The organism is Faecalibacterium sp. IP-1-18 (genome assembly GCF_023347355.1).
GTDB lineage: Bacteria > Bacillota > Clostridia > Oscillospirales > Ruminococcaceae > Faecalibacterium > Faecalibacterium prausnitzii.
The window spans coordinates 2,590,547-2,615,358 of record NZ_CP094472.1 but is presented as its reverse complement, the minus strand read 5'-3'; the positions used below and the strand labels follow the sequence as shown (position 1 = coordinate 2,615,358).

Genomic DNA, 24,812 nt, shown 5'->3' with positions numbered 1-24,812 from the left:
GGAGGGAGTGGGAAAATGCAAAATCACTGGACAAAGGATGATGTCGCGGCGGCATGGCAGCGTTTTGAACGTACATATGCCCATGATCCGGTGGCATACCGCTTCCTCTGCGGTCATTGTATTCAAGATGAAACCGATGAAGATGCGTTGGATTACAATATCATTGGTGTCTGGCTTGTCTGTCATAGAAAATATCGTGACTGGTCAACCGAGAAATCCTATGATCTGGCATGGATACTGGAATTTATGCAGGCGTATCACATGACGATTCCACGGTACATCAAAAGAACAAAGTTCTACCGGAAAAAGATGAAGCTATTGCTGAGTTCTCTTGTAAGAGATAAAGACCAATCACAGGAAAAAAGGACAATGATATGGCAGAATTGAACCTGAAACAAATTATAGACCGCCTGAATGCGGAATTTACCGGGGAGACCCGGAAACTGGTTTTCTGGTACGATGACAAGGCGGAATTTGCCGAGGATATGGAGACGGTGGAGCTTCAGAATGCGAAGATCTACCATCTCCAGCCGGATAACCAGTTCTATACAAAGTATTTTCTTGAGCGTGTGGATAAGACCACGAATTATCTGATCTATGCACCGTTTCCTAAACCGGATGTAAGGGACAACCATCTGGAAGACACAATGCTGTATTCCAGACGGTTCTTTGCTGACCGAGCCTCCTTGCTGTCGGTTGACCTGGGTATTGAGGAAAAGTACAAGCCGGTTATTGAGAAGCACATCAAGTTTTTCGCCAACAAAGAGCGCACTCAGCGGTTCTATGATTTGGAAATCGAAAACTTCAATGAAGAAAATATCCTTGTCGGTCTGCTAAGTGCAGTCTGCAAGGCGCGTACCTGCTCTTTTGAGGAAGTCGTGCGCATCGTGTTGACAGATGGCGAGCTGGTGGACAATGCTTTCTTGCAGGAGTTTGAAAAATACGACCTGCTGTCTGCATTCTGGCAGCTCTGTGAGCAGCATTTCGGATACACCGATACAAAACCGAGTTTGGAACGGCTGCTGGTAACATTGTTCGTTACTTATACTGGGCGATATGTGCAGGCAGAGCTTCCGGCAGCATGGAAGAGCTTTGTCTCCTACAAGTCCGGCAATATCATCGCATTTCTCGATAGCCTGATGAACAGCGTCCTGTACCGGGACAAATACGACGCTCTGTCGACGCACGTTGCCAAAGGGCTGAATGTTCTTTCGGCATTTGCAGGAATGCGAGTGGACGATTTGGTGGAGTGCGACACTTTCCTTGCCGTGGATCAGGTGCTGGTAAAGTGGCTCATTGGCAGACTTGTTTCGGAAGATATCGGTGCAATCGTAAACGGATTTACCATTCCGGAACTCTGTGAAAAACGGGCTAAAATGCACTTTGGCAGAAAGACCGGGAAAACCTATCAGATGCTTTCCAGTGCATACAGCATGGTGAAGGAAGCGGATTACCATGCCGCAGATGGCTTAAAGCCAATCATCGACCGATATCTTGCTGCGGATTACAATATGGATCAGCAGTATCGGAAATTCTACTATTATTACGACCAGCTGGAGAGCACGGAAAGCTTTGAGTCGCTTCGGGAGCTGGTGGAAAATATCTACACGAACGAATATCTGGCTTGTCTGCTCCCAGCATGGAATGCTGGAATCCAGCAGGATGCCGCATTTTCGGCAATTCCGTTGCAGCGGGAGTTTTACAATGCCAACCTGCGCTATACCAAGGAACGCACCGTGGTCATCATTTCGGATGCCATGCGTTACGAGGTCGGACAGGAATTGTTTGCCCGAATGCAGGATGACCCGAAATGCACGGCAAAACTTTCCGTACAACTAAGTGTCCTGCCGTCTTATACAAGGCTCGGTATGGCAGCACTTTTACCGCATAAAACACTGGAGATGACGGATGACTTCCAGGTGCTGGTAGATGGTATCCTTTGCGATAATCTGGCAGGTCGGCAGCAGGTGCTGCAAAGCTATAACCCGGATAGTGTCTGTGTACAGTTCGATGATATCAAAAATCTGAAAGTGGCAGAGCTGCGAGATGTGCTGACAAAACGTCAGATCATCTATGTATACCATAATCAGATCGACGCGCGTGGAGACAAGGCAAATACCGAGGATGAGGTGTTTCATGCGTGTGAGGAAGCCGTTCAGGAAATTGTGGATTTGATTCATCGAATCTCCGTCAGCGGCAACACCTATCATTTTATCGTCACTGCCGATCATGGCTTTATTTACAAGCGTGATAAGCTGACAGAAAGTGACAAGATTTCCGGGAAAAGTGCGGACAAAGCATTTGTCAATCGCAGATTTATTGTGTCCAAGGCGACACTGGAAGATGATGGCATCGACCATATGAGCATGAGACGCATTCTGGGGAACGAGGACAGCAAGGTGGTGTCCTATCCTGTCAGCAGCAATGTCTTTAAGGTGGCCGGAGGCGGTGCTAACTATGTGCATGGCGGTTCCTCACCGCAGGAAATGCTGGTGCCGGTGCTGGAGTTTAAGATGGAGCGCGGTCACATGGAAACAAAGAATGCAGAGATTGCTCTGGTCAGCATTGTCCATAAGATTACGAACCTGATCACGTCCATGGACTTTATTCAGTCGGATGCCGTTAGCGATACTGTAAAAGCTGCAAAATACCGCATTTTCTTCCTCTCGGAAGACAATGAGAAAATCTCGAACGAAAACAGTTATGTGGCGGACAGTCGTGAGGAAAATGCGCAGAAGCGTATCTTCCGGATGCGGTTCACATTCAAGAATAAGAAATATGACAAGGACAAGCAGTATTACCTTGTGGTTTACGACGAAGAAAGCGGTCTGGAGCAGTGGAGGCAGCCTGTCATCATGGACATTGCCTTTGCAGATGACTTTGGATTCGGATTCTGATATAGAGGAGGCAGGAATTCCGTATGGAAATGATGGATATGGCGGCAGATGATACCCGTGAAGAACTGCGCCGGAAGCTGCGCAGCAACTTTGACGGTCGGATCGTCCGCAAAGACCTGACAAAGAAAATAAAAGAAGGAGCGAATGTTCCGGTCTATGTGCTGGAGTTCCTGCTGGGTCAGTATTGTAGTTCAGACGATGAGACAATCATTGAGCAGGGCGTTCAGAATGTAAAACGAATTCTGGCAGATAATTTTGTCCGCCCGGATGAGGCTCAGAAAATTCTCTCACAACTGCGCAAGAACGGTCACCATACCATTATTGATATGGTGACCGTGCATCTGGACATCAAAAAGGATTGCTTTTTTGCAGAGTTCTCTAACCTTGGTCTCACCAATGTGCCGATTACGGATGATTATCCGGAAAAATATGACCGGCTGCTTTGCGGCGGTATCTGGTGCATCGTGCAGCTGGAATATGAGTCTGAGGGAGACAGCAACTTTGGAATCACGGATATAGATGGACAGCCGATTTCCTCTAAACAGAAAAAGCAGAAGGACATCTCTCCCATCAGCATCCATAAGCTGACTCCGATTCAGATGCCCCATGTCGACATTGAAGAAGTTCGAGAGGGACGCAAGGCATTCACACAGGAAGAGTGGATGGATGTTATGCTGCGTTCCTGCGGATATGAGCCAGAACAGTTGAACAATCGGGAAAAGTGGCTGCTGCTTGCGCGTATGCTGCCGTTGGTGGAGAACAACTTCAATCTCTGTGAATTGGGGCCGCGCAGCACAGGCAAGTCCCATATCTATAAAGAAATCAGCCCGAACAGTATCCTGGTATCCGGTGGTCAGACGACCGTTGCAAATTTGTTTTACAATATGGGGCGCAAAACCGTAGGTTTGGTAGGCTTATGGGACTGCGTTGCCTTTGATGAGGTTGCCGGAATCAAGTTTAAGGACAAAGACGGCATTCAAATTATGAAAGACTATATGGCTTCCGGCTCCTTTGCCCGCGGCAAAGAGGAAAAGGCAGCATCGGCTTCTATGGTCTTTGTAGGAAACATCAATCAGAGCGTGGATGTGTTGCTTAAGACTTCCTCTCTGTTTGACCCGTTCCCGCCGGAGATGGGAACGGACACCGCCTTTCTTGACCGTCTGCATTGCTACATTCCAGGCTGGGAGATTCCGAAGTTCCGTCCGGAGCATTTTACCAATGATTACGGCTTTATCACGGATTACTTGGCAGAGTTTATCCGAGAACTGCGGAAAGAACAGTATGGTGATGCGTTGGATAAGTATTTCCGCCTTGGAAAGAACCTGAACCAGCGCGATACGATTGCTGTCCGCAAGATCGTAGGCGGCTATGTGAAATTGCTATATCCGGATGGGGAGTTCACGAAGGAACAGATTGAAGAAATTCTTGTATTTGCGCTGGAAATGCGCCGTCGCGTCAAGGAGCAGCTGAAAAAACTGGGTGGAATGGAATTCTATGATGTGAACTTCAGCTATATTGATCTTGATACCTTTGAAGAAAAATTTGTTTCCGTGCCAGAGCAGGGCGGCGGCAAACTCATTCCTGATGGTATCTGCAATCCTGGACAGGTATATACCGTAAGTCAGGGTAAGTCCGGTATGATCGGTGTATTCCGCCTCGAAAGCCAGATGCTGCCCGGCAACGGAAAATTTGAACGTACTGGCCTTGGCAGCGACCGTGACTGCAAGGAATCCACGAATACGGCGTTCAATTTCCTGAAAGCTAACGGAAATCGCATCAGTGGCAGCATCAGTACTACGATGCGGGATTACATCATCAACTATCAGGATTTGCAGGGCATTGGCATGACCGGAAAGCTGGCATTGCCTACATTGATTGCACTATGCAGCATCGCTCTTGGACGGCCTACGGTCAGTACACTTGCCGTGCTGGGAGAAATCAGTATTAGCGGCACGATTCTGAAAGTGGACGAGCTTGCCAATAGTTTGCAGGTGTGTCTCGATAGCGGAGCAAAGAAAGTGTTGCTTCCGATTACCAGTGCAGCAGACCTTGGCACCGTGCCGCCGGAGCTGGTGGGTAGTTTTAATCTGATTTTCTACAGCAGCGCGGAAGATGCGGTGTTTAAGGCGTTGGGGGTAGAGTAATACTAAAGGTACGGAGGAAATGCGCCAATGGAGAAAAGTTCGCTGGATTACCGTGAAAAATTATATTCTCAAATACAAGAAGAATATGGAAAACTTGTATATACCTATACATGTCATTTTAAGATGGCTGATCGGTTGAGTAAGCGTAATTTTTGGATAAAATGGGGACAGATTGGGTTATCAGCAATATCAACAGGCGGCTTTTTGGGAGTGCTCATTTCAAATGAACAGATACTGTTATGGGCTGGTGGACTATGTTCAACAGCACTTCTTGCCCTAACAAGCTATCTGAAGGATAAGGACATTTCCACTGAAAAAACCGATCATATTAAGACTGCAAATAAGCTGTGGAAGGTAAGAGAAAAATATCTGTCACTTTTGACAGACTTTGACGAAATTAGTATTGAAGAAATAGTGCGCAAAAGAGATGAACTGTTGGATGAAAGTTCGGAAATTTACTGTGCTGCACCTTTAACTGATGGGAAAAGTTATGCTGCCGCCCAAGCTGCGCTTAAAACAAATGAAGAGCAATTCTTTACGCAGGAGGAATTAAACAAGATGCTTCCGGCGCATTTGAGAAAAAAATGAGTAAATGGGGGATGAATACATTGAGTTTGTATGTTCAAAGAAATGAAGAAGTAATATCAGCTGACAGCCGTTCTCTTATTTCAAAAAGATATTGCACTGTAACATCAGCAATGAACCGTGAGTTTTGGAATATAACAAGCGATAGACAAAATAGTATATATGTTGGCTCCTATGGAAGGGGAACTGCGATAGATACAAGTGATATTGATATTTTGATGTCCTTGCCGGAATCATATTACAACCAGTTCAACTCTGTTTATGGGAATGGTCAATCTCGTCTTCTGCAAGTAGTTAGGCAGGCTATTCTTGTTCGGTATCCAAGAAGTGAAGTAAGAGCAGATGGACAGGTTGTGAAGATCAATTTTTCAGATGGAATGTTCTTTGAAATTCTGCCGGCATTCAAAAATTGGGATGGCTCATACAGATATCCAGATACAAATATGGGTGGGAATTGGCGTTCAACTAATCCAAAAGCAGAACAGGATGCCATGAAAAACAAAAATATAAGCAGTAATGGACTGCTTTTTGACACTTGCAAGCATCTACGATATGTGCGAGATAACTATTTTAGAAGCTACCATTTGTCAGGAATAGTTATTGACAGCTTCGTTTATCAAGCAATAGGAAATTGGAGATGGCTTTCCTCTGGAGAAAGTTCAACTTCAGCAGCAGGTACATACGAGAAGATTCTTTTAGATTATTATAATCAGCATTTTATGTGGGGAGCGATGCCTCTTAGCGCACCAGGAAGCAATCAACAGGTGTCTACGGATAACAGCAGAGATTGCCTGGGTAAAGTTCTTAGATATATTGCTGGTTAAATACAGCAAGGGATAATGACAATAATTAGTAGGAAGGAGGAATTGTTATGACTGATACTCGAAAGAAAACCTCTATGTCGCAGGTGCTGGCAGATATAAAGCCTTACATAACGAAGAAGTTCATGGCGGCACCGTGTATAAATAATGTTTTGAAATCAGGGATGAGGTAGAAAGGAAAGTTCCATGACAAAAGATGAAGTAACAAAACTCAGGATGAACAGTCCGGAATCACTACAGTTTTTAAATAATGCTACAAAATTTTATAATTTAATGATGATGTATCGTTGTGCTATTCGGGAGATACAAACTAAGCTTGAGGTTTTGGATGATGAATTTTCAGTTGAGAACAATCGAAATCCTATTTCTTTTATAAAAACAAGAATTAAGAAGCCCAATAGTATTTATAATAAACTGCAGAAAATGGGACATGATTTTACAACAGAGAATATACAAACATATCTAAATGATGTAGCGGGTGTTCGAATAGTTTGTGCGTTTATTGATGATATTTATATGATATCTGATTTGATCACACAACAAGATGATATCAAAGTTATTGAAGTAAAGGATTATATAAAAAATCCCAAACCAAATGGCTATCGAAGCTATCACATGATTGTTGAGATTCCTGTATTTTTTGCTAAGGGTAAAACACCTATGCGTGTAGAACTTCAAATACGAACTAATGGGATGGATTTTTGGGCAACGTTGGAACATCAGCTTCGTTATAAAAAAGGCATTGAAGAAATGCCTGGATATGAAGAGATAAGTGAAGAATTACTTCATTCTGCAAGAGCTATCATTGATGCAGATAATGAAATGCAGAGAATAAAAGACAAAATTGGTATGTTCCACGAAATTTAAGCAGAAATTTGATCGAGTAGAAAGGTTGGAATATATATGAAACAAGATACTTTAGAAGGAAAAGCGAAAACAAAAAACGGAGTAAAACGATTGTGTTTTTCCATAGTCTGCATTCTTCTAGAAGTAGTTTTTATTATTACTATTGTAACACGCTTAAATGAATATGCAGAAATCATAAATCTATTTACAAGGATTTTAAGTGGAATTTTAGTTTTGGGATTGTATGCATCAGATAAGACATCCTCTATGAAAATGCCTTGGGTCATCTTAATTCTAATTTTCCCAATTATGGGTGTAGGCCTGTATTTGTTGATTGGTTTGAATGGCGGCACACATAAAATGCGTGAGCGATATGCAGAAATTGATAGCAAATTGTTACCAATGCTTTCCGATAATCAGGAGTGCTTAAACAGAATAAACGAAACGATTCCGAAGGCAGGAAATATTGCAAGTTATATACAAAGAAATTCGCAGTATCCAATCTATCAGAATACGGATATTGTGTATTTTGATGAAGCAGTGAAAGGATTAGAGGCACAGCTTAAGGATTTGGAGAAAGCACAAAAGTTTATCTTTATGGAATATCATGCGATAGAAGACGCTGAAGCATGGCATAAGATTCAAGATGTTCTGGAAGAGCGAGTAAAAGCAGGTGTGGAAGTTAGAGTATTCTACGATGATATGGGTTCTATAGGCTTTATTAACACAGATTTTGTGAAAAAAATGGAGGCAATAGGAATTCATTGCCGTGTATTCAATCCGTTTATGCCAGGTTTAAATCTGTTTTTGAACAATCGTGATCATAGAAAAATAACAGTTATTGATGGAAAAGTCGGATTTACAGGTGGATATAATCTAGCAAACGAATATTTTAATTACACACACCCGTATGGACAGTGGAAAGATACAGGTATTCGTTTAGAAGGAGATGCTGTTCAGTCGCTTACAGTGACATTTTTAGAAATGTGGAATGCTGTTAGTGAAAAAGCTACGAATGATACTGATTTTAGTAAATACATTATTCATTACGATTATAAAGCACAGCAAACAGGTTTTGTTCAGCCTTATGCAGACAGTCCTATGGATAATGAGCAGGTCGGAGAAGAAGTTTATATCAGTATGATAAATAAAGCTGAAAAATATTGTTGGTTTATGACTCCATATCTAATCATAACAGATGAAATGACGCATGCGTTATGTCTGGCTGCTAAGCGAGGGGTAGACGTAAGAATTATCACACCTGGTATCCCTGATAAAAAATTCATTTATAATGTAACTCGTTCTTTTTATCATGGATTAGTTAAACATGGTGTTCGTGTTTATGAGTGGACTCCTGGTTTCTGTCATGCAAAAATGAGTGTGGCAGATGACTGTATGGCAACTTGTGGAACAATTAATTTGGATTATCGAAGTTTATATCACCATTTTGAAAACGGCTGTTTTATGGCAGATTGTCAGGCAGTTGTGGAAATAAAAAATGATCTGATAAGAACGATGGGAGAATGTCGTGATGTGACAGACCAATATCAAACCGGACGAAGTGCATATTTGCGACTGGGACAATTATTTATGAGATTATTTGCTGGATTGCTATAAGAATCTGATGAAACGACCTTTCAAAAAACAGTTGATTTAGAAGTTAACTGTTTTTGAAAGGCCGTTTTTGCTATATCTAACAGTCTGTTGTACAAAGAAGATTTTGCATGGATGAAAAAACAAACCTTGTTGAGGTTAAATTGAGTTTTCCATTGTATTGTATTGCTAATGAATAAGAATAAGAAATAAAAAGGAATCAGGTGATGTACAATGAAAAAGCATAAAATATGTAAAATCCTTCTTGTTATACTGGCAATTTTTTTATGTGTGGCTTTTTATGAATTGCTCGGAATCTGCGTTGCATATAAAAAGCAGCCGGAAGTGTCCAATACAACCAAAAAAGAAACAAAAAATGGGTCATGGAACGAATGCAGTGAAAATACAGAACGGGCAGTAATCATAGAAAAGAATCCAGAAGCGCTTTTACAAAGAGTGCGTTTGATCAAGAATGCAAAAAAGGAAATTATTCTTTCTACTTTTGCATTTCAATCCGATGAAAGTGGAAAATTGATCTTAGGAGCACTGCATGATGCGGCAGACAGAGGTGTACATATTCGTCTGTTAGTAGATGGAATGGAGAGCTGGATTGATATGGAAGGAAATCCGTATTTCTATGGATTATCTTCCCATGAGAATGTTGAAATTAAACTGTATAATAAGGCCAATCCGTTGAAACCGTGGAAAATGATGGGTAGAATGCATGATAAATATTTGATTGCAGATGGAAAGAGATATATTCTTGGGGGAAGAAATACATACAATTATTTCCTGGGTGATTTTCCGGGACATAAGAACTATGACAGAGACGTGTTAGTGGTTTGCGATGAACCTGAGAAAGAAAATTCAGTTAACCAGTTGTTAGAGTATTTTGAAACGATATGGGAACAAGAAGACAGTGATTATTTTCATGACAATAAAAAACTGGCAAATAGAAAATCTGTAAAGAACGCAGTTTTAGAGCTGCAGAACGGCTATCAGAAATATTTTGAAGAGAATAAGGAAAGAATCTGCGATACCGATTACACGGACGAAACTTTTGAGACAGAAAAGATTGCATTAGTGTCAAATCCTATTCACACAGGTTCCAAAGAACCAGTAGTGTGGTATCAGTTGGGAGAATTGATGAAAAATGCAAAAAATCGTGTGAAGATCCACACGCCATATATTATCTGTAATGATATGATGTATAACACATGGGAGGAGATTGCAGAGAACGTTTCAGATTTTTCTATCATGACAAATTCAGTTGCGAATAATGGGAATCCATTTGGGGCTGCCGATTATGCGAAAAACAGAAATAGAATCTTAAGTACAGGAATTAATATCTGGGAATATGAAGGCGGTTATTCATACCACGGAAAAAGTATTCTGATTGACGATGATCTGTCTGTAATCGGTTCCTTTAATATGGACATGAGAAGTGCATATCTGGATACGGAACTGATGCTTGTAATTCGCAGTAAAGATATTAATAAACAGTTGGAAGAGGGCATGATGGAATATGAAAGAGTGTCCCGCCAGGTATTGGAAGATGGAACCTATCGTGATCCATATCATGTAGAGCCAATCGAATTAACAAAGAAACGTCAGAGAAAAATATTTTTGGTACAGCATCTGCTTGGATGGGCAAGGTATCTGTTTTAATAAGGAGGAAGGAAAACGTGTTTCAAATATTGATTGTAGAAGATGATAAAGAATTAAGCCAGCTATTCCAAAAAGTGCTTGAGAAGAATGGATATCAAGTCAAAAGTGCATCGGATGGAGCAGAGGCATTAGAAGTATTGGTTAAGGAATATATTGATCTGATCATTTCTGATATTATGATGCCGGTTATGGATGGCTATGAACTGGTGTCAGAACTTCGCTCAGCAGGATATCAGATACCAGTGCTTATGATCACTGCGAAAGGTTCCTTTGATGATATGCGCCAGGGATTTCTTTCGGGAAGTGACGATTATATGGTAAAACCGGTAAATGTGAATGAAATGGTTTTAAGAGTCGGAGCACTGCTTCGCCGTGCACAGATACTGAATGAACACAAAATTGTGATCGGTTCAACAGAGTTTGATTATGATGCAATGACGGTTACAACTGATAAGGAAAGTCTTGTTTTGCCTAAAAAAGAATTCCTGCTTTTATATAAGCTTGCAGCTTCGCCAGGCAGAATATTTACAAAACAACAGTTGATGGATGAAGTATGGGGATACGAGACGGAGGCAGACCCACATACGATAGAGGTACATATAGGAAGAATCAGAGAGCGTTTTAAAGATAACCCTGATTTTGAAATCGTAACAATGCGTGGAATTGGATACAAGGTGGTGAAAAAATAATGGAACAAAAGAAAGAAAAAGGATTGCGGATTCGATCCTGTCTGACTGGTGCAATCTGGCTGGCACTTGTATTTTCAACAGTCATATCTGCTTTATTATTTGCTTTTTTGAATCATTTTTTTAATCTGCCTGGTAGCATACCTGTGCTTGGCTGGCTTTTGATTTTCAATACATTGATTGCAGGGCTGATCACTTCCTTTATTAATGCAAAGTTACTGGAACCAATTACAAGACTTAGTAAAGCAATGAAGGAAGTTTCTCGGGGAGATTTTGAACAGCATTTGGAAACGAATAGCCGTATAGCAGAAGTTGGAGAATCTTATCAAAGTTTTAACGTTATGACAAAAGAACTTCGTGCAACAGAGGTGCTGCAGATGGATTTTGTATCTGATGTTTCTCATGAGTTTAAGACCCCGATTAATGCCATTGAAGGATATACAATGCTGCTTCAGGGAGAAGAACTGTCTCCGGATCAAGAGGAATATGTAGAAAAAATCTTATTTAACACCCAAAGACTTTCCGGATTGGTTGGTAATATTTTGCTGTTATCCAAGTTAGAGAATCAGAATATACCAATGAAAAAAACGGAATATCGTCTGGATGAACAGATCCGCCAGGCAGTTCTTTCATTGGAAACAAAATGGACAGAAAAAGAAATTGGTTTTCAGGTAGAATTGGAGGAAGTTAAATATACTGCGAATGAAGGACTTTTTATGCATATCTGGATAAATCTTTTAGATAATGCGATTAAGTTCAGCCCTTCAAAGGGGACAATTACGATGTTTCTGAAACAAGAACAGGATTCTGTTAAGTTCATTCTGGAAGATGAAGGACCAGGAATAGAGGATGATGTAAAATCCAGAATATTTGACAAGTTCTATCAGGTAGATGGATCTCATAAAGCAGAAGGAAATGGCCTAGGTCTTGCACTTGTAAAACGGATTGTAGATAGTGCCGGAGGAACAATCAAAGCAGAAAACCGTGAATATGGTGGATGCAGATTTGTTATAGAGCTGCCAAAGCAGAAAGATGAGATTATCTAGTTTTAAGATAAATTAGAAGATGAGAGGATTTATATGACATTTTATCAGGAGTTGCAGTTAAATCAGGCAGGTTCTAAAAACCTGTTGAAAAAGAGTGAAACACTAAAAGAAAAACTATATCATATGTGGGTATATCTGGTGAAGATAGCTGCTACAATGGCATTTTGTTTTTTCTTTGTTAGTATTTTCAGCATCTTATTTGGAAATGAGAACAGCATTGTAGGTGTAGTAGTCTTATTATGTCTCATGGTGTTTAGGAATGCGGATCTGGGGATCCACACCGGACAATCTACGATGCTTTTGGCTTTGTTCTTTGTAATTATGACTGTATGTCCGCATTTAGCAAATCAGTTTTCACCGGTATTGGGAATGCTGTTAAATATTGCGGCACTGGCTGTGTTGATTCTGTTCGGATGCCATAATCCATCCATGTTTAATCAATCTACATTGGTTCTTGGGTATCTGCTGCTATATGGTTATGATGTTACGGGAAAAAGCTATCAGATGCGATTAGTCGGAATGGCTTTAGGTGCAGCACTTACCTGCTTCGTATTCTATCGAAATCATAAAAACAGAACTTATAAAAGAAATCTGAAAGATCTGATACAAGAATTTGATATCACTTCTTCCAGAACAAAATGGCAGATATGTCAGATTTTATGCGTACCGATTGTCCTTTGCATTGCAGAACTTTGTAATATGCCACGTGCAATGTGGGCTGGTATTGCGGCCATGTCCGTGATTTTGCCGTCTATGGAAGATATGCACTACAGAGTCCGTAAAAGGATTGTCGGAAATATTGCAGGTGTTATATGTTTTACAGTATTATATTTTCTGCTTCCTTCGTCAATCTATGCATATATAGGAATTCTTGGTGGAATCGGTGTAGGATTTTCAGCACAATATGGCTGGCAGGCAGTATTTAACACATTTGGTGCTTTAGCCATTGCTGCAGAGACATATGGACTACAAGGAGCGGTTAGTCTTAGAGTGAGTCAAAATGTTTTTGGTGTTGTGTTTGCTTTAGCATTTTGTGTTATTTTTTATTGGTTTATGCCTAAAAAAAAGGAAAGTGAGGTGACCGTACATGCAGAGTGAAGTGAATAAGGAAGAAAATTTGAATAGAATTATTACGGTTCCTAATCTTCTTTCTTTTTTCGGCTTTGTCTGATTCCGGTAATTATATGGAGTTATTGTGTAAAGAAAAATCCTCTGTTAGCTGGTGAAATCTTATTGCTGTCTGGTCTTACGGATCTTGCTGATGGATATATCGCAAGAAGATTCCATAGGATTAGTAATTTAGGAAAAATACTTGATCCGGTGGCTGATAAGCTGACACAGGCAGCGATGTTAATCTGTCTGTTTACTCGTTTTCCGCATGTGCTTCTTTTAATCGTAATAATGGCAGGTAAGGAGCTGTATATGGTAGTCAGTGGATGTCTTGTGATACAAAAGACAGGAAAAGTACATGGTGCAGACTGGCATGGAAAGATAGTAACCTTTTTATTATATGGAACTGCAGCGGTGCATATTATATGGTTCCACATTACACCGATGGTATCAGATCTGTTGATTGGTTTGTGCGCTATAATGATGGTCATATCGGTCGCTCTGTATATTATCCAGAATACCAGGACTCTTAAGGAAGAGACTGTATAAGCAATTTTATATGCGATACAGTTTCTTTTGTCAGGAAATTTCGGAGCAATTTTAACCGTTCTTTGTTCATCGGTTGCAGGACTTCCGGTGCCATTTGCACCAGTACATTTACTCTTCATTAATCTTTTGACGGATAGTCTTCCGGCAATTGCGTTAGGATTAGAGCCGGATAGAAGTGAAGTGATGAGTGAAAAACCGAGATTGGCAGATGAGTCGATATTGACAAAAGATTTTCTTAGCAAAATCGGTCTGGAAGGTTTGGTAATTGGAGCAATGACAATGATCAGTTTTTTGACAGGATACAACCAGAATGGTACATTGCTTGGAAGCACGTATGCTTTTGGAACTCTTTGTCTGGCACGTTTGTTTCATGGATATAATTGCAAATCAGATCATCCGGTCATTTTTACAAAAGGTCTCTTTCATAACAAGTGGCTTCAGGGAGCATTTGTGTTAGGTGCAGTACTCATTACAACAGTACTGACGGTTCCTGGTTTCCATAACTTATTCAAAGTGGAAACGTTGAATCTGATGCAGCTTGGATGTGTATATTTATATGCTTTTGCAAGCCTTCTGATTATTCAATTACTTAAGTGTATACGTATGAAACTAAGAAAAAGAGGGGAAAGATAGTGGATTTAAGTAGATGTTCTATGAAAAAAATTCGAGAACTGATTGTGTTTACGGCATTTCTTGTAGTTGCTTTGTGGAAATTCGATGTGGTGATTGAAGTGCTGAAGTCAATATGGAAAATTGTGTTTCCTTTTGCGCTTGGTGGTGCAATTGCCTTTGTGATTAATGTACCAATGAGTTTCCTAGAAAAGAAAATGCTCGGAAAGATAAAAGAAAATAATAAAATAGGAAAAAAAGCTGCGAGACCGATAAGCCTGCTTCTTACAATTATATTGGTAGCAGGTGTCATTATATTGGTAATGTTTGGTGTGATTCCACAGCTTACACAGACCATGGGAAATCTGATGACGAGTATTTCAGATTTTATTCCACAGATGCAAAACTGGATTCGAGAATTTTCACATGATAATCAGGATATTATGAAATTGGTAGATCAGCTGCAGTTTCAGCCTGATCAGGCAATTAAATGGGGAATAAGTCTTCTTGGAAACGGAGTCGGAAATATGATGAATACGACGATGTCAGCAGTAGGTTCCATTGCCAGTGGATTAGCGACCTTTTTTATTTCGTTTTCCTTTGCATGCTATATTCTTTTTCAGAAGGAAAAATTACATTTACAGGTAAGAAAAGTGATTTTCGCTTTTATTCCAAAACAAAAAGCAGATGCAATTCTTAACATATGTTCGCTGACATATCGGACATTTGCAAATTTTCTTGCAGGGCAGTGTCTGGAAGCAGTAATTCTCGGAATGATGTTTGTTATCACGCTAAGTATTTTAAAAATGCCATATGCACTTTTAATTGGAATTTTGATCGCGTTTACCGCATTGGTTCCTATCTTTGGAGCCTTTATTGGCTGTGCCGTGGGAAGTTTTCTGATCTTTATGGTAAATCCAAAACAGGCAGTTTTATTTATTATAGTTTTTCTGCTTTTGCAGCAGATAGAAGGTAATCTGATCTATCCTCATGTGGTTGGCGGATCAGTAGGACTTCCATCAATTTGGGTACTGGCGGCAGTTACAATCGGCGGAAATCTTATGGGAATTATAGGTATGCTGATTTTCATTCCACTTGTATCGGTATTTTATACTATATTCCGGGAGTTCGTATATCTGCGCCTAAAAAAACAACATATAAAACGAGTAACGAGAACGGATGTGGAAGAGTATGCGGAGGAGGAAATTGCGTCATCCTTTATTGTGCCGAATGAAAAATAATGATGTGATACAAATATAAATGAAGTGTAATGCCGATTATTAAGACGTTATAAAAATAGATTACGAAGGAAGAAGATATTATGAAGAAAATAGGAATCATGACAGACAGCCACAGTGGAATTTTGAGTGAAGAAGCGCAGAGACTCGGAATTAAGGTACTACCGATGCCTTTTTATATCGGAGAGAAAGTGTATCGTGAAGGAGTAGATCTTTCCAGAGATGAATTTTATGATATGCTTCGAAAGGGCGTAGATGTATCTACATCTCAGCCGTCACCAACAGAAGTTATGGATATGTGGAAAGAGATGCTGAAAGAATATGAGGAGATTGTTTATATTCCTCTTAGCAGTGCTTTAAGCGGGTCCTGTATGACAGCAGAAGCCATGGCAAATGAAGATGAATTTGCCGGTAAGGTGTTTGTCGTAGATAACGGTCGTGTGGCAACCCCGATGCATCGTTCTGTTCTTGATGCAGTAGAAATGGCAAAAGAAGGATACAGTGTAGTCGAAATCAAGAAAATTCTTGAAGAAACCAGAGAAAAAATGACAATTTATATCGGGCTCAGCACACTGAAATATCTCAAAAAAGGAGGAAGAGTCAGCTCTGTGACAGCTTTGGCAGCAGATGTCCTGAGTATCAAACCTGTTATGCATTTCAGCACAGGAAAGCTTGATATCTACCAGAAATGCCGTGGTATGAAGAAATCACGTAAAGTTATGATCGATGCAATGAAGCATGAGCTGGAAACGAATTTCCGAGAAGAATATGCTGCTGGTAAAGTGTACCTGATGGCGGCGTCCAGCAGTACCGATGAAGTGACAGAAGAATGGGTAAACCAGATTAAAGAAAGTTTCCCGGGAATGGAAGTCATGTGTGATAAACTTTCCTTCGGTTTGTCCTGTCATATCGGTCCGGATGGACTGGGAATCGGATGCACCTGTAAGCCAGTGTAAAAAACTGCTCCGGAGAAGATAAAATAAAAGATTAGGGTGTCAAAAGGTTTATAGCCTTTGATATAAATTTGTACCTTGAAAACTTAACACGATATGTAAAAACATTGGATTCTTTGGTAAAATGTAGGTAGCATTTTATGAGGTGATCTATATGTCTTTTGTTAAAAATGATAATCAACAGCTTACTGTTTTAGACAGTACTTTTAATCTTACAGAACGCGAAAAACGAATGTTAGAAAAATCATGGGCAAAAATTTTGCAGACAAAGTTTTTCCTGCTATTGATGAAAATATTTTTTCTGTTCTTTACAGTAAAAAAGCATCCAGACCTAATACTCCGGTCAATGTGATTGTTGGGGCACTGATTCTTAAAGAAGCTCTTAATGTTACTGACGATGAGATCGTTGAAGCTATGGCATTTGATATCCGCTATCAGTATGCACTGCACACAACCAGTTTTGAAGAGCAGCCAATTAGTGACAGAACCCTCAGCAGGTTTAGAGCAAGAGTTCTTTCTTACGAAACAGAGCATGATGTTGATCTTTTCATGAATGTGTTGTAAAAATGGCAAAAGAAATATCTGATTTTATGGATATCACTCCGGATTGGCTTACTTGTCAACTGTTTTTTGTAATATTTTTAAAGTTTTTAGGTATAAAAACAGTGGCTTTCTATGACAGAAAACCACTAAAATGATGCTTAACTGAATGGCATTGCTTTATCACCACTTTGAAAATGGTTGTTTTATGGCGGATAATCAGACAGTTTTGGATATAAGAGATGATCTGGGAGCAACCATGAATGAATGCAGGGAAGTGACCGAAAAGTACCGCACAGGACGGAGTGCATATTTACGGCTCGAACAGTTGTTTATGCGATTGTTTGCAGGATTATTATAGCAGAAAGAAGAGGTGTTCGATATGTGTACAGCAGCAACTTACAAAACAAAAGATTTTTATATGGGCAGAACGCTTGATTATGAATTTTCCTATGGGGAACAGATCACGATAACGCCAAGAAATTACGAATTTGATTTCCGGTTTGCCGGGAAGATAAAAAGCCATTATGCTTTGATCGGAATGGCATTTGTTGCAGAAGGTTATCCGCTTTATTATGATGCTGTTAATGAAAAAGGCCTTGGAATGGCAGGTCTTAATTTTGTCGGCAATGCGGCATATGAAGAGGCTTTGCCGGAAGATGAAACAGAAGTCAGCCAGGTGGCACAGTTCGAGTTCATCCCATGGACCCTTACACAGTGTGCTACTGTAGCAGACGCGAGAGAGAAGCTGGCAGCAATGAGACTGACAGGTACAGCATTCAGTGAACAGCTGCCGACAGCACAGCTTCACTGGATCATTGCAGACAAAGACTCCTGTATCGTTGTTGAGTCTATGAAAGATGGGCTGCATGTATATGATAATCCGGTAGGAGTGCTTACCAATAATCCACCATTCCCGAGTCAGATGTTTGCACTGAATAATTATGCCGGAGTATCCAGAAAACAGCCGGAGAGTACTTTTGCAGGAGTATTACAGCTTGATGCATATAGCAGAGGAATGGGTGGAATGGGAATACCTGGAGATCTTTCCAGCCAGTCAAGATTTGTGAAAGTTGCCTTTACAAAATTAAATTCGATCTCCGGTGAAGAAGAGGATGAGAGTGTAAGTCAGTTCTTCCATATCTTAGGATCCGTAGATCAGCAGCGTGGATGCTGTGAGGTGACAGAAGGCAAATATGAGATCACGATATACACGTCCTGTTGTAATACAGCAAAAGGTATTTACTATTATACGACTTATGATAATCATCAGATCACAGCGGTTGACATGCATGCGGAAAATCTGGATTCAGATCAGCTGATCTGTTATCCGCTTCTGTCCAAGGGCGAAGTCAGATGGCAGAATAAATAATACGAAAATGCACGGAGAAAGCATAACGCAGAACAACAGGAGGACAATATCGAGATTGTATGGAATGCAGATGTTAGGTTGATAATTGTGCAAGCACCGCCTGCACAATTTGTGCAACAAAAAAGAGGAGCCAGTCCAGACTCCTCAAAGGTACGTTATTTCAAAAAGTTGCTCTTGTGTTCCAGCGCGTGCAGATTATAGCCAAGTGTAGCCAGGTGCGCTACCTTCAGCGCAACCAGATTGATGTCGGTGGACATCGCACTGGCGATCTGCTCGGCTGTGTATCCATACTCATAGATGTAGCGAAGAACTTCATCGCTGTCCATCAGGATCTCTGCCGCTACGATGTTGGCTTCATATTCCGGTTTGGATTTCATGTCGTAGAGCATGAACTCATGAATCGGGGTGGTTTTCGCCATATTCCGGTGAAGCTGGTCATGCCCTAATTCATGTGCGCACACGATGCGCAGCATATTTTCATCCAGACTGTTATTCAGGAAAATAAAGCGATTCCGCTTAATCACCCGGTACATTCCCTTCAGGGAACCAAAATTTTCGCAAAGCATGACATTGATACCAAGCTGCCTTGCAATTTCAAAAGGGTCTCTGGAACCGCAGCGTTTTACCAGTTTCTCACCGACCAGTGAAAGCTGTTCCGCATTCATCATACCACCTCCAGTTTACAGTATAGCGAAAAGTGTGTACGATAAATATCACTGATCGGATTTTTTACGCCTCGTTTTCGGGGCGTATTTTTTATTGTTCTCTTTGGCAATCCAGTAGGCATCGGTCAGAGCTTTATAAGCTCCTTCGATGGCATCTTCGCTTAATTCGCCGCCAGCGAACATACCGGTCACTTCGCTGACCAGTTCTTCAATATCTTTCGCTGCTTTTGCGCCGCCTTTTTCATGGGCTTCTACAACATAGGTGCCGCTGCTTCCCAGCAGATACTCAGTAGTAGTATTCAGTGCATCTGCGATCTTCTGGATCGTAACCATATTGGATGGTTTACGGCTGCCAAGCTCATAATTCTGAATTGTGCGGGCGGTTACACCGGCCTTCTCTGCAAGTTCTACCTGAGTTAAATTGGCTTCTGTTCTTTTTTCTTTCAACCTTTCTTTGAAGACCATAGGAATACCTCTTTCTTTTTTGATTACGAACACGAACACTTTTTCATAAAAATCTATTGACACGAAAAACTGTGCTTGCTATAATGACGATGAAAACACGAAATACAATTCGTGTAATTATAGTATCACAAGAAATGCTGTGTGTCAATGCGTTCGTGAAAAGTTGTTCGTGCTTTCACGAACGGAGAGGAGGAATACGGGATGCAAAGGGTGATTCTTCATTGTGATATGAATAACTTCTATGCCTCTGTCGAGTGTATGCTGAACCCGGAACTGAAGAACAAGCCGGTGGCAGTGTGCGGTTCTGTGGAGGAACGGCATGGCATCGTACTTGCGAAGAACTATGCAGCAAAGGCGTTTGGCGTTTCCACGGGAGAGGCAATCTGGCAAGCAAAGCAGAAGTGCCAGGATCTTGTGATCGTGGAGCCGCACTATGAGCAATATATGAAGTTTTCAAAGCTGGCTCGTGGGATATACGGTCGCTATACCGATCAGATCGAGCCGTATGGGATGGACGAATGCTGGCTGGATGTGACCGGAAGCGGCTGCATGGGAACCGGATTTGAAATCGCAGATGAGATTCGCAGAACGGTTAAGTTTGAATTGGGACTTACGATTTCCGCAGGAGTGAGCTTCAATAAGATTTTTGCCAAGCTTGGGTCGGATATGAAAAAGCCGGATGCGATTACCTGCATCGAAGCAGATTCGTTCCAGGAGAAGATTTGGTGTCTTCCCGCCTCTGACTTGCTTGGAGTCGGCAGAGCGACCGAGAAGGTTCTGTCCGGTTATGGGATTCATACCATTGGAGAGCTTGCTGCAACATCGGATGATTTCTTGAAGTGCCGCCTTGGAAAGAATGGACTGGCGATTAAGAAATATGCCAATGGACTGGATGATTCGCCGGTTATGCGTTCCGATTATGTCTCCCCAGTAAAGAGCATTGGGCACGGAATAACGACCATGCAGGATTTGGAGAATAACGCCGAAGTCTGGTGTGTCATGCTGGAACTGGTGCAGGAGATCGGAACCAAGCTGCGAGCACATAAAAAGAAAGCTGGCGGAATAGCGATTTCCATCCGCAACAACGAGCTTTACACGAAAGAGTGGCAGTGCCGGATTGGTATTCCGACACAAAGCCCTACCTATCTGGCGAAAACCGCATTTGCACTGTTTGCAAAGAACTATCAGTGGGAGCATCCGATTCGTTCAGTGACGGTTCGGGCAATCAACCTGTTTGAAGAGGATTGTCCGATACAATACGACTTATTCACCGACGTGAAATCACTGGATCGCCAGGAACGGCTGGACGCAGCGATTGAGCAGATTCGATTCCGATTCGGGAAAGATGCGATTAAAAATGGGGTACTTTTTCAGAAAAGCAAGATGCCGACAGAGCGAAAAGTGGATTTGGTTATGCCGACAGGAATGATTGGTTAATACAGCACCGGTAGAATCTGGTGAGTTCTTTGCTAAAAGAAGTCAACACATTCGCCGGTTTGCAGAGGAGGAGCGTAGAATATGTCGGAACAGAAATGTAGAAAAGTATATGTACCTGTGAACTTAGATGTGGATGCAGAGGGAAATATTCGCCCGCGCCTAATTCGATGGATTGACGGACGGGTGTATGAGATCGACCGATTGAAGCATAAGTGCCGAGCTTCTTCCACGAAAGTGGGCGGCTGCGGAATTCGTTATACGGTCATGATCGGTGGGCATGAGAGTTTTCTGTTCAACGAAGATGAAAAATGGTTCGTTGAGGCAAAGGAGCAGTGCCTATGATCCTTTCACAGAAAAAAATAGAAGAAATCGCTGTTGCAGTGATAAGAGATTTTCAAAAGTCCTTTTTCGGCAGCGAAGCAGATGATCCGGCAAGATTTGCGCTTCCGACACCCATTGACCAGTTTGCATCCGATTATCTGAACCTGAAGGTGTCATTTCAAAAGTTGTCCTCGGACGGAAGCATCTATGGTCTGACCGCGTATGTGGATACAGAATATCAGATAGAGGTTGATGGAAGTCAGAGGAGCATCTTCCTGAAAACTAATGATGTGGTTCTGGACAAGAGTTTCATTGAACCAGAGAATATTCGGAAACTCTGCGGAAAACGCAGATTTACGCTGGCACATGAGTGCGCTCACCAGATATTGTTTCAGCTGGATGCCGATGACCGAAAGATAGCCTGCCATAAGAGACCGGAAGTGAGGAAAAAAGGTTCCCGCGTTCTGAGAACGCAGGAAGATTGGAACGAGTGGCAGGCCAATTCGCTGGGAGCTGCCATCCTGATGCCCCAGTCAGAAGTGGATCGGGCGATGTGGTTCATCAACAGCAGAAAGCCTCTGACATGTTATGGATGGCGTTTTTATAACAAAGACCAGGTGAAGATAGATACTTTCTGTGGTGTCTTTGGCGTTTCGAGATCGGCAGCTGCTATCCGCTTGGAACAACTGGGCTATCTGAACCGGAAAAAGGATTATGAATATCGTGATCCATTGGAGGTGTGGCCATGAGCAGGAATATCAGAGTATCGGAACCATCTGCGGAAATGCAGATTAAAATCATCCGGGCAAAGGATGCGATTGCTTCGCAAAAGCCCAGGATTGTCAGGTGCCCTTATTGCCGACACAATTCAATCATCGTCTTTGAGGATACCAGAGGACATGTGCAGACCAAATGTAAGGCCTGCGGACGCGAGACCGTCTTCAATGTTTTGGAGATGAGAAGATTACGAAGATTGCAGCGCTACTATTCGTCTTTGAATGGTTGAGATGACAATAAATAACCCTATTAACACAATTTTATAAGTCATAGCTGTGCTGTGGAGCCGCTGACAGGCGAAGTCTTCCGAATGCCGCATGAGACAGAATTATGGGATACCCATGTTCTGTTTTATCGGCACAGGATTTTTCTTCACCGTCATGCGGCTCTTTTTTTGACCTTCCGTCGATCCGGTTCTGTACCGGCTGTGCGGAAGGAGAAACGTATGTATTTTGACGCAAAAGAGTTTGGTAAGAGACTTCACGATGTTCGCACTTCCCGTGGCATTACGCAGGAGGAACTGGCGGTTCGCCTGGGCCTGGCAAGCAAGCAGCATGTCAGCCGCATGGAGAACGGTGAACGCAGCTGCTCTATTGACTTGCTGATTGAACTGTCCTGCATCCTCCATGTCAGCACGGATTATCTTCTGATGGGCAGCGAGCCAAGCAAAGAGGAAGTCAAAAATGATCTTCTTAGTATTATTTCGGAGCTGTCTACGATTGCGAAAAAAATCTAAAAAGCATTAGGTGCAATATAACTGCTGACGGCGTAGAATCATGGTGGCTATCTTGGTGGATACCTTGATGGGTGTCATCCTCTAAGTTATCATGGGTTGCGTCATAGGACTTATCATTGGCTGTACCCATGATAGAGTGAGCATGAGTGATTTGAGCACCCTCACTGCCGTGGGCAATAAGGTGGATACAAAGATTCAAAACTGTGTGTGGGATGTCCGGCGATTTATCTTGCTCACTAACTTGGTCATTGACTAAGTTTTTCTGACTAAGTTGGTAATTTACATTTTTCAAGATGACTCTGAAATCTGTTGCCGTTGAGAAAATTTTCGGATTATATGCCGCTGTATATCCAGGCGGCTTTTCGGTTTCCCTGACGATTTTGCGTAGGCCGCTTCCATGACGCTCCATGTATTTCATGCGGTGGAACGGGTCAGCAATCACAGGGCTTGCCATATTGAACGGATACTTTTTAGTGTCAAAAACAAATCAGAAAATAAAAACGGAAAATCCGTTGATATTTTCTTATTTGCGGCGTATAATAAGATTATAAGAAAATAAAAACGAAAAAACTGTTTTTAGAGGAGGACTACCTATGAAAATACTCCGCATCACCGCACAAGGACTCCCATTATTCAAAAAAGACTTGGATATTTGCTTTTATACGCAGCAACGTGTTTGCGAAGAGGACAAAGATAGTCTTTACCGTTTGACGGATAACTACTATCTCCACTCTGCCTGTGCTTTCATTGGAATTAACGCATCTGGCAAGACTTCGGTATTAAAGGTCATTAGCTTGGCCTTAAATATTGTGAAAAATGAGCCCATCAATCATGTGGAGGCAAAAAGCATTCTTGGCGGAGCGAAGAATGTTACAATCCGCACATATTTTTATGATAAGCGTAGCTACGTCTGCTGCTTGGAAACTGTAATTGCGGCAAAGAAGTCGAAAACAGGGGAATATGTGTATTCGATTCTGTCTGAAAGCCTTTGGGAAAAACCGATTGCAACCGTTAAGTCGAAAAAGTATCTGACAGATTTTACAGGAATGAAGCCTGTAGAGCAGCGCAATAGCGATGAAGCATACCTTTCTGATGATGTCAGCTTTGTCATTGCACATAATAAAAAAGCGAATGATACAGTGGAAATATTCAGCCTGCTTTCCTATACGAATGTGAATGTGCTTCCATTTACCGAAGATATTCCATTGGAGGTAATTGCATTTCTCGATCCGACCATTGAGAAATTGTGTTTTGAGCAGACAGAGGGAAAAACATTTATCCACTTGAAGTTTAAGGATGAAGAAGAGATTATCCTGAATAATCCGGCAGACCTTGAGCAGTATCTGTCCTCTGGTACGATTAAGGGTATTATTACATTCTCGATGGTAAAGGAAGTTCTTCATTCAGGTGGTTATCTTCTGGTAGATGAAATAGAGAATCATTTCAACAAGGAAATTGTAACGACCTTAATGCGCTTCTTTATGGACAGCCGACTGAACAAAAATGGCGGAACGCTTATTTTCACTACGCATTATCCGGAACTGCTGGACGAATATGACCGAAATGACGGAATTTGTATCGTTAGAAACCGTAATGGCATTACAGCAGAAAATTTGAGCTATATATTGAAACGTAATGATATTAAAAAGAGTGATGCTTACCAGAGCGGCTTCCTTGAGGGAACAACGCCAGCATATGAAGCGTATATGCGCTTGAAGAAAAGCCTGGCTGCTTCAATCAATTAAGGAGGCGGC

The 24,812-nt window shown here is 41.6% G+C and carries 24 protein-coding genes and 2 pseudogenes; 23 read left to right on the top strand and 3 right to left on the bottom strand.

Going from position 1 to position 24,812, the window contains the following annotated elements:
- Positions 1-15 precede the first annotated feature (15 nt).
- From MTP43_RS12445 to bsh, 18 genes and pseudogenes are all read left to right on the top strand, one after another.
- On the top strand, positions 16-387 hold the full coding sequence (locus MTP43_RS12445) for a chalcone synthase (RefSeq protein ID WP_227192419.1): 372 nt from the start codon (positions 16-18) through the stop codon (positions 385-387).
- Complete coding sequence (pglZ, locus tag MTP43_RS12440) at positions 375-2,897, top strand: BREX-1 system phosphatase PglZ type A (RefSeq protein WP_249234869.1); 2,523 nt, start codon at positions 375-377, stop codon at positions 2,895-2,897. The genes MTP43_RS12445 and pglZ overlap by 13 nt, the downstream gene beginning before the upstream one ends.
- A gap of 29 nt (positions 2,898-2,926) precedes the next feature.
- Positions 2,927-5,041 (top strand): protease Lon-related BREX system protein BrxL, encoded by a 2,115-nt coding sequence (brxL, locus tag MTP43_RS12435; protein ID WP_425350682.1) that lies wholly within the window; start codon positions 2,927-2,929, stop codon positions 5,039-5,041.
- Between the two features lie 27 nt (positions 5,042-5,068).
- Positions 5,069-5,629 (top strand): SLATT domain-containing protein, encoded by a 561-nt coding sequence (locus MTP43_RS12430; protein ID WP_117965640.1) that lies wholly within the window; start codon positions 5,069-5,071, stop codon positions 5,627-5,629.
- A gap of 11 nt (positions 5,630-5,640) precedes the next feature.
- Entirely contained in the window at positions 5,641-6,450 is an 810-nt protein-coding gene (locus MTP43_RS12425) for an SMODS domain-containing nucleotidyltransferase (protein ID WP_117966293.1), read from the top strand.
- 183 nt (positions 6,451-6,633) lie between these two features.
- Complete coding sequence (locus MTP43_RS12420) at positions 6,634-7,314, top strand: GTP pyrophosphokinase (RefSeq protein ID WP_154265982.1); 681 nt, start codon at positions 6,634-6,636, stop codon at positions 7,312-7,314.
- A 36-nt stretch (positions 7,315-7,350) separates the two neighbouring features.
- On the top strand, positions 7,351-8,910 hold the full coding sequence (gene cls / locus MTP43_RS12415; RefSeq protein WP_008396523.1) for a cardiolipin synthase: 1,560 nt from the start codon (positions 7,351-7,353) through the stop codon (positions 8,908-8,910).
- 210 nt (positions 8,911-9,120) lie between these two features.
- Positions 9,121-10,554, top strand: coding sequence for a phospholipase D family protein (locus MTP43_RS12410; protein ID WP_008396524.1), 1,434 nt, complete (start codon positions 9,121-9,123; stop codon positions 10,552-10,554).
- Positions 10,533-11,243 (top strand): response regulator transcription factor, encoded by a 711-nt coding sequence (locus tag MTP43_RS12405; RefSeq protein ID WP_005929827.1) that lies wholly within the window; start codon positions 10,533-10,535, stop codon positions 11,241-11,243. Before MTP43_RS12410 ends, MTP43_RS12405 begins: the two co-directional genes overlap by 22 nt.
- Positions 11,243-12,286: a HAMP domain-containing sensor histidine kinase gene (locus MTP43_RS12400; RefSeq protein ID WP_005929825.1), complete on the top strand. Its 1,044-nt coding sequence runs from the start codon at positions 11,243-11,245 to the stop codon at positions 12,284-12,286. Before MTP43_RS12405 ends, MTP43_RS12400 begins: the two co-directional genes overlap by 1 nt.
- 33 nt (positions 12,287-12,319) lie before the next feature.
- A complete protein-coding gene (locus tag MTP43_RS12395) occupies positions 12,320-13,384 on the top strand; it encodes an FUSC family protein (protein WP_005946426.1) in 1,065 nt (354 codons plus the stop codon).
- Positions 13,374-13,945, top strand: a pseudogene (locus MTP43_RS12390) (CDP-alcohol phosphatidyltransferase family protein). The gene MTP43_RS12395 and the pseudogene MTP43_RS12390 overlap by 11 nt, the downstream one beginning before the upstream one ends.
- Positions 13,946-13,972: 27 nt before the next feature.
- Positions 13,973-14,578 carry a cation transporting ATPase C-terminal domain-containing protein gene (locus MTP43_RS12385; protein WP_255466232.1) on the top strand — a complete coding sequence of 202 codons (606 nt, stop codon included), beginning with the start codon at positions 13,973-13,975 and terminating at the stop codon, positions 14,576-14,578.
- On the top strand, positions 14,578-15,795 hold the full coding sequence (locus MTP43_RS12380) for an AI-2E family transporter (RefSeq protein WP_242651533.1): 1,218 nt from the start codon (positions 14,578-14,580) through the stop codon (positions 15,793-15,795). The genes MTP43_RS12385 and MTP43_RS12380 overlap by 1 nt, the downstream gene beginning before the upstream one ends.
- A gap of 80 nt (positions 15,796-15,875) precedes the next feature.
- Positions 15,876-16,748 (top strand): DegV family protein, encoded by an 873-nt coding sequence (locus tag MTP43_RS12375; RefSeq protein WP_005929812.1) that lies wholly within the window; start codon positions 15,876-15,878, stop codon positions 16,746-16,748.
- A 243-nt stretch (positions 16,749-16,991) separates the two neighbouring features.
- Positions 16,992-17,309: a transposase gene (locus tag MTP43_RS12370; RefSeq protein ID WP_005929809.1), complete on the top strand. Its 318-nt coding sequence runs from the start codon at positions 16,992-16,994 to the stop codon at positions 17,307-17,309.
- A gap of 154 nt (positions 17,310-17,463) precedes the next feature.
- Positions 17,464-17,646 (top strand): annotated as a pseudogene (locus MTP43_RS14445) (hypothetical protein); the annotation flags it as partial.
- A 21-nt stretch (positions 17,647-17,667) separates the two neighbouring features.
- Complete coding sequence (gene bsh / locus MTP43_RS12365) at positions 17,668-18,657, top strand: choloylglycine hydrolase (RefSeq protein WP_007890377.1); 990 nt, start codon at positions 17,668-17,670, stop codon at positions 18,655-18,657.
- A 155-nt stretch (positions 18,658-18,812) separates the two neighbouring features.
- On the opposite strand, the gene MTP43_RS12360 is transcribed toward bsh, so the two are convergent.
- A complete protein-coding gene (locus MTP43_RS12360; protein ID WP_005929797.1) occupies positions 18,813-19,325 on the bottom strand; it encodes an ImmA/IrrE family metallo-endopeptidase in 513 nt (170 codons plus the stop codon).
- A gap of 45 nt (positions 19,326-19,370) precedes the next feature.
- Positions 19,371-19,787 (bottom strand): helix-turn-helix domain-containing protein, encoded by a 417-nt coding sequence (locus MTP43_RS12355; protein ID WP_002576372.1) that lies wholly within the window; start codon positions 19,785-19,787, stop codon positions 19,371-19,373.
- A 201-nt stretch (positions 19,788-19,988) separates the two neighbouring features.
- On the opposite strand from MTP43_RS12355, the gene MTP43_RS12350 reads away from it, so the two are divergent.
- The 4 genes from MTP43_RS12350 to MTP43_RS12335 all read left to right on the top strand — a co-directional run bounded on the left by MTP43_RS12350 (position 19,989) and on the right by MTP43_RS12335 (position 23,058).
- Entirely contained in the window at positions 19,989-21,224 is a 1,236-nt protein-coding gene (locus MTP43_RS12350; protein ID WP_008396547.1) for a DNA polymerase Y family protein, read from the top strand.
- An 81-nt stretch (positions 21,225-21,305) separates the two neighbouring features.
- The gene (locus MTP43_RS12345; RefSeq protein WP_008396548.1) at positions 21,306-21,566 is read left to right on the top strand and encodes a hypothetical protein; all 261 of its coding nucleotides are present in this window, start codon (positions 21,306-21,308) and stop codon (positions 21,564-21,566) included.
- The gene (locus MTP43_RS12340; RefSeq protein WP_154265718.1) at positions 21,563-22,294 is read left to right on the top strand and encodes an ImmA/IrrE family metallo-endopeptidase; all 732 of its coding nucleotides are present in this window, start codon (positions 21,563-21,565) and stop codon (positions 22,292-22,294) included. Before MTP43_RS12345 ends, MTP43_RS12340 begins: the two co-directional genes overlap by 4 nt.
- A gap of 473 nt (positions 22,295-22,767) precedes the next feature.
- The gene (locus tag MTP43_RS12335; protein WP_002576367.1) at positions 22,768-23,058 is read left to right on the top strand and encodes a helix-turn-helix domain-containing protein; all 291 of its coding nucleotides are present in this window, start codon (positions 22,768-22,770) and stop codon (positions 23,056-23,058) included.
- Here MTP43_RS12335 and MTP43_RS14520 read toward each other — a convergent pair.
- Positions 23,036-23,512, bottom strand: coding sequence for an ATP-binding protein (locus MTP43_RS14520; protein WP_022273726.1), 477 nt, complete (start codon positions 23,510-23,512; stop codon positions 23,036-23,038). The genes MTP43_RS12335 and MTP43_RS14520 overlap by 23 nt on opposite strands.
- Before the next feature lie 139 nt (positions 23,513-23,651).
- Between MTP43_RS14520 and MTP43_RS12325 the strand changes: the two genes are divergently transcribed.
- Positions 23,652-24,803, top strand: a complete 1,152-nt coding sequence (locus MTP43_RS12325) for an AAA family ATPase (protein WP_022272668.1) — start codon at positions 23,652-23,654, stop codon at positions 24,801-24,803.
- Positions 24,804-24,812: the final 9 nt, after the last annotated feature.

Excerpts from the sequence above, each read along its gene's own strand:
- MTP43_RS12445 (WP_227192419.1), top strand. The coding sequence starts at position 16 with ATGCAAAATCACTGGACAAAGGATGATGTCGCGGCGGCATGGCAGCGT.
- pglZ (WP_249234869.1), top strand. The coding sequence starts at position 375 with ATGGCAGAATTGAACCTGAAACAAATTATAGACCGCCTGAATGCGGAA.
- brxL (WP_425350682.1), top strand. The coding sequence starts at position 2,927 with ATGATGGATATGGCGGCAGATGATACCCGTGAAGAACTGCGCCGGAAG.
- MTP43_RS12430 (WP_117965640.1), top strand. The coding sequence starts at position 5,069 with ATGGAGAAAAGTTCGCTGGATTACCGTGAAAAATTATATTCTCAAATA.
- MTP43_RS12425 (WP_117966293.1), top strand. The coding sequence starts at position 5,641 with ATGAATACATTGAGTTTGTATGTTCAAAGAAATGAAGAAGTAATATCA.
- MTP43_RS12420 (WP_154265982.1), top strand. The coding sequence starts at position 6,634 with ATGACAAAAGATGAAGTAACAAAACTCAGGATGAACAGTCCGGAATCA.
- cls (WP_008396523.1), top strand. The coding sequence starts at position 7,351 with ATGAAACAAGATACTTTAGAAGGAAAAGCGAAAACAAAAAACGGAGTA.
- MTP43_RS12410 (WP_008396524.1), top strand. The coding sequence starts at position 9,121 with ATGAAAAAGCATAAAATATGTAAAATCCTTCTTGTTATACTGGCAATT.
- MTP43_RS12405 (WP_005929827.1), top strand. The coding sequence starts at position 10,533 with ATGGGCAAGGTATCTGTTTTAATAAGGAGGAAGGAAAACGTGTTTCAA.
- MTP43_RS12400 (WP_005929825.1), top strand. The coding sequence starts at position 11,243 with ATGGAACAAAAGAAAGAAAAAGGATTGCGGATTCGATCCTGTCTGACT.
- MTP43_RS12395 (WP_005946426.1), top strand. The coding sequence starts at position 12,320 with ATGACATTTTATCAGGAGTTGCAGTTAAATCAGGCAGGTTCTAAAAAC.
- MTP43_RS12375 (WP_005929812.1), top strand. The coding sequence starts at position 15,876 with ATGAAGAAAATAGGAATCATGACAGACAGCCACAGTGGAATTTTGAGT.
- MTP43_RS12370 (WP_005929809.1), top strand. The coding sequence starts at position 16,992 with ATGGGCAAAAATTTTGCAGACAAAGTTTTTCCTGCTATTGATGAAAAT.
- bsh (WP_007890377.1), top strand. The coding sequence starts at position 17,668 with ATGTGTACAGCAGCAACTTACAAAACAAAAGATTTTTATATGGGCAGA.
- MTP43_RS12360 (WP_005929797.1), bottom strand. The coding sequence starts at position 19,325 with ATGATGAATGCGGAACAGCTTTCACTGGTCGGTGAGAAACTGGTAAAA.
- MTP43_RS12355 (WP_002576372.1), bottom strand. The coding sequence starts at position 19,787 with ATGGTCTTCAAAGAAAGGTTGAAAGAAAAAAGAACAGAAGCCAATTTA.
- MTP43_RS12350 (WP_008396547.1), top strand. The coding sequence starts at position 19,989 with ATGCAAAGGGTGATTCTTCATTGTGATATGAATAACTTCTATGCCTCT.
- MTP43_RS12345 (WP_008396548.1), top strand. The coding sequence starts at position 21,306 with ATGTCGGAACAGAAATGTAGAAAAGTATATGTACCTGTGAACTTAGAT.
- MTP43_RS12340 (WP_154265718.1), top strand. The coding sequence starts at position 21,563 with ATGATCCTTTCACAGAAAAAAATAGAAGAAATCGCTGTTGCAGTGATA.
- MTP43_RS12335 (WP_002576367.1), top strand. The coding sequence starts at position 22,768 with ATGTATTTTGACGCAAAAGAGTTTGGTAAGAGACTTCACGATGTTCGC.
- MTP43_RS14520 (WP_022273726.1), bottom strand. The coding sequence starts at position 23,512 with ATGGCAAGCCCTGTGATTGCTGACCCGTTCCACCGCATGAAATACATG.
- MTP43_RS12325 (WP_022272668.1), top strand. The coding sequence starts at position 23,652 with ATGAAAATACTCCGCATCACCGCACAAGGACTCCCATTATTCAAAAAA.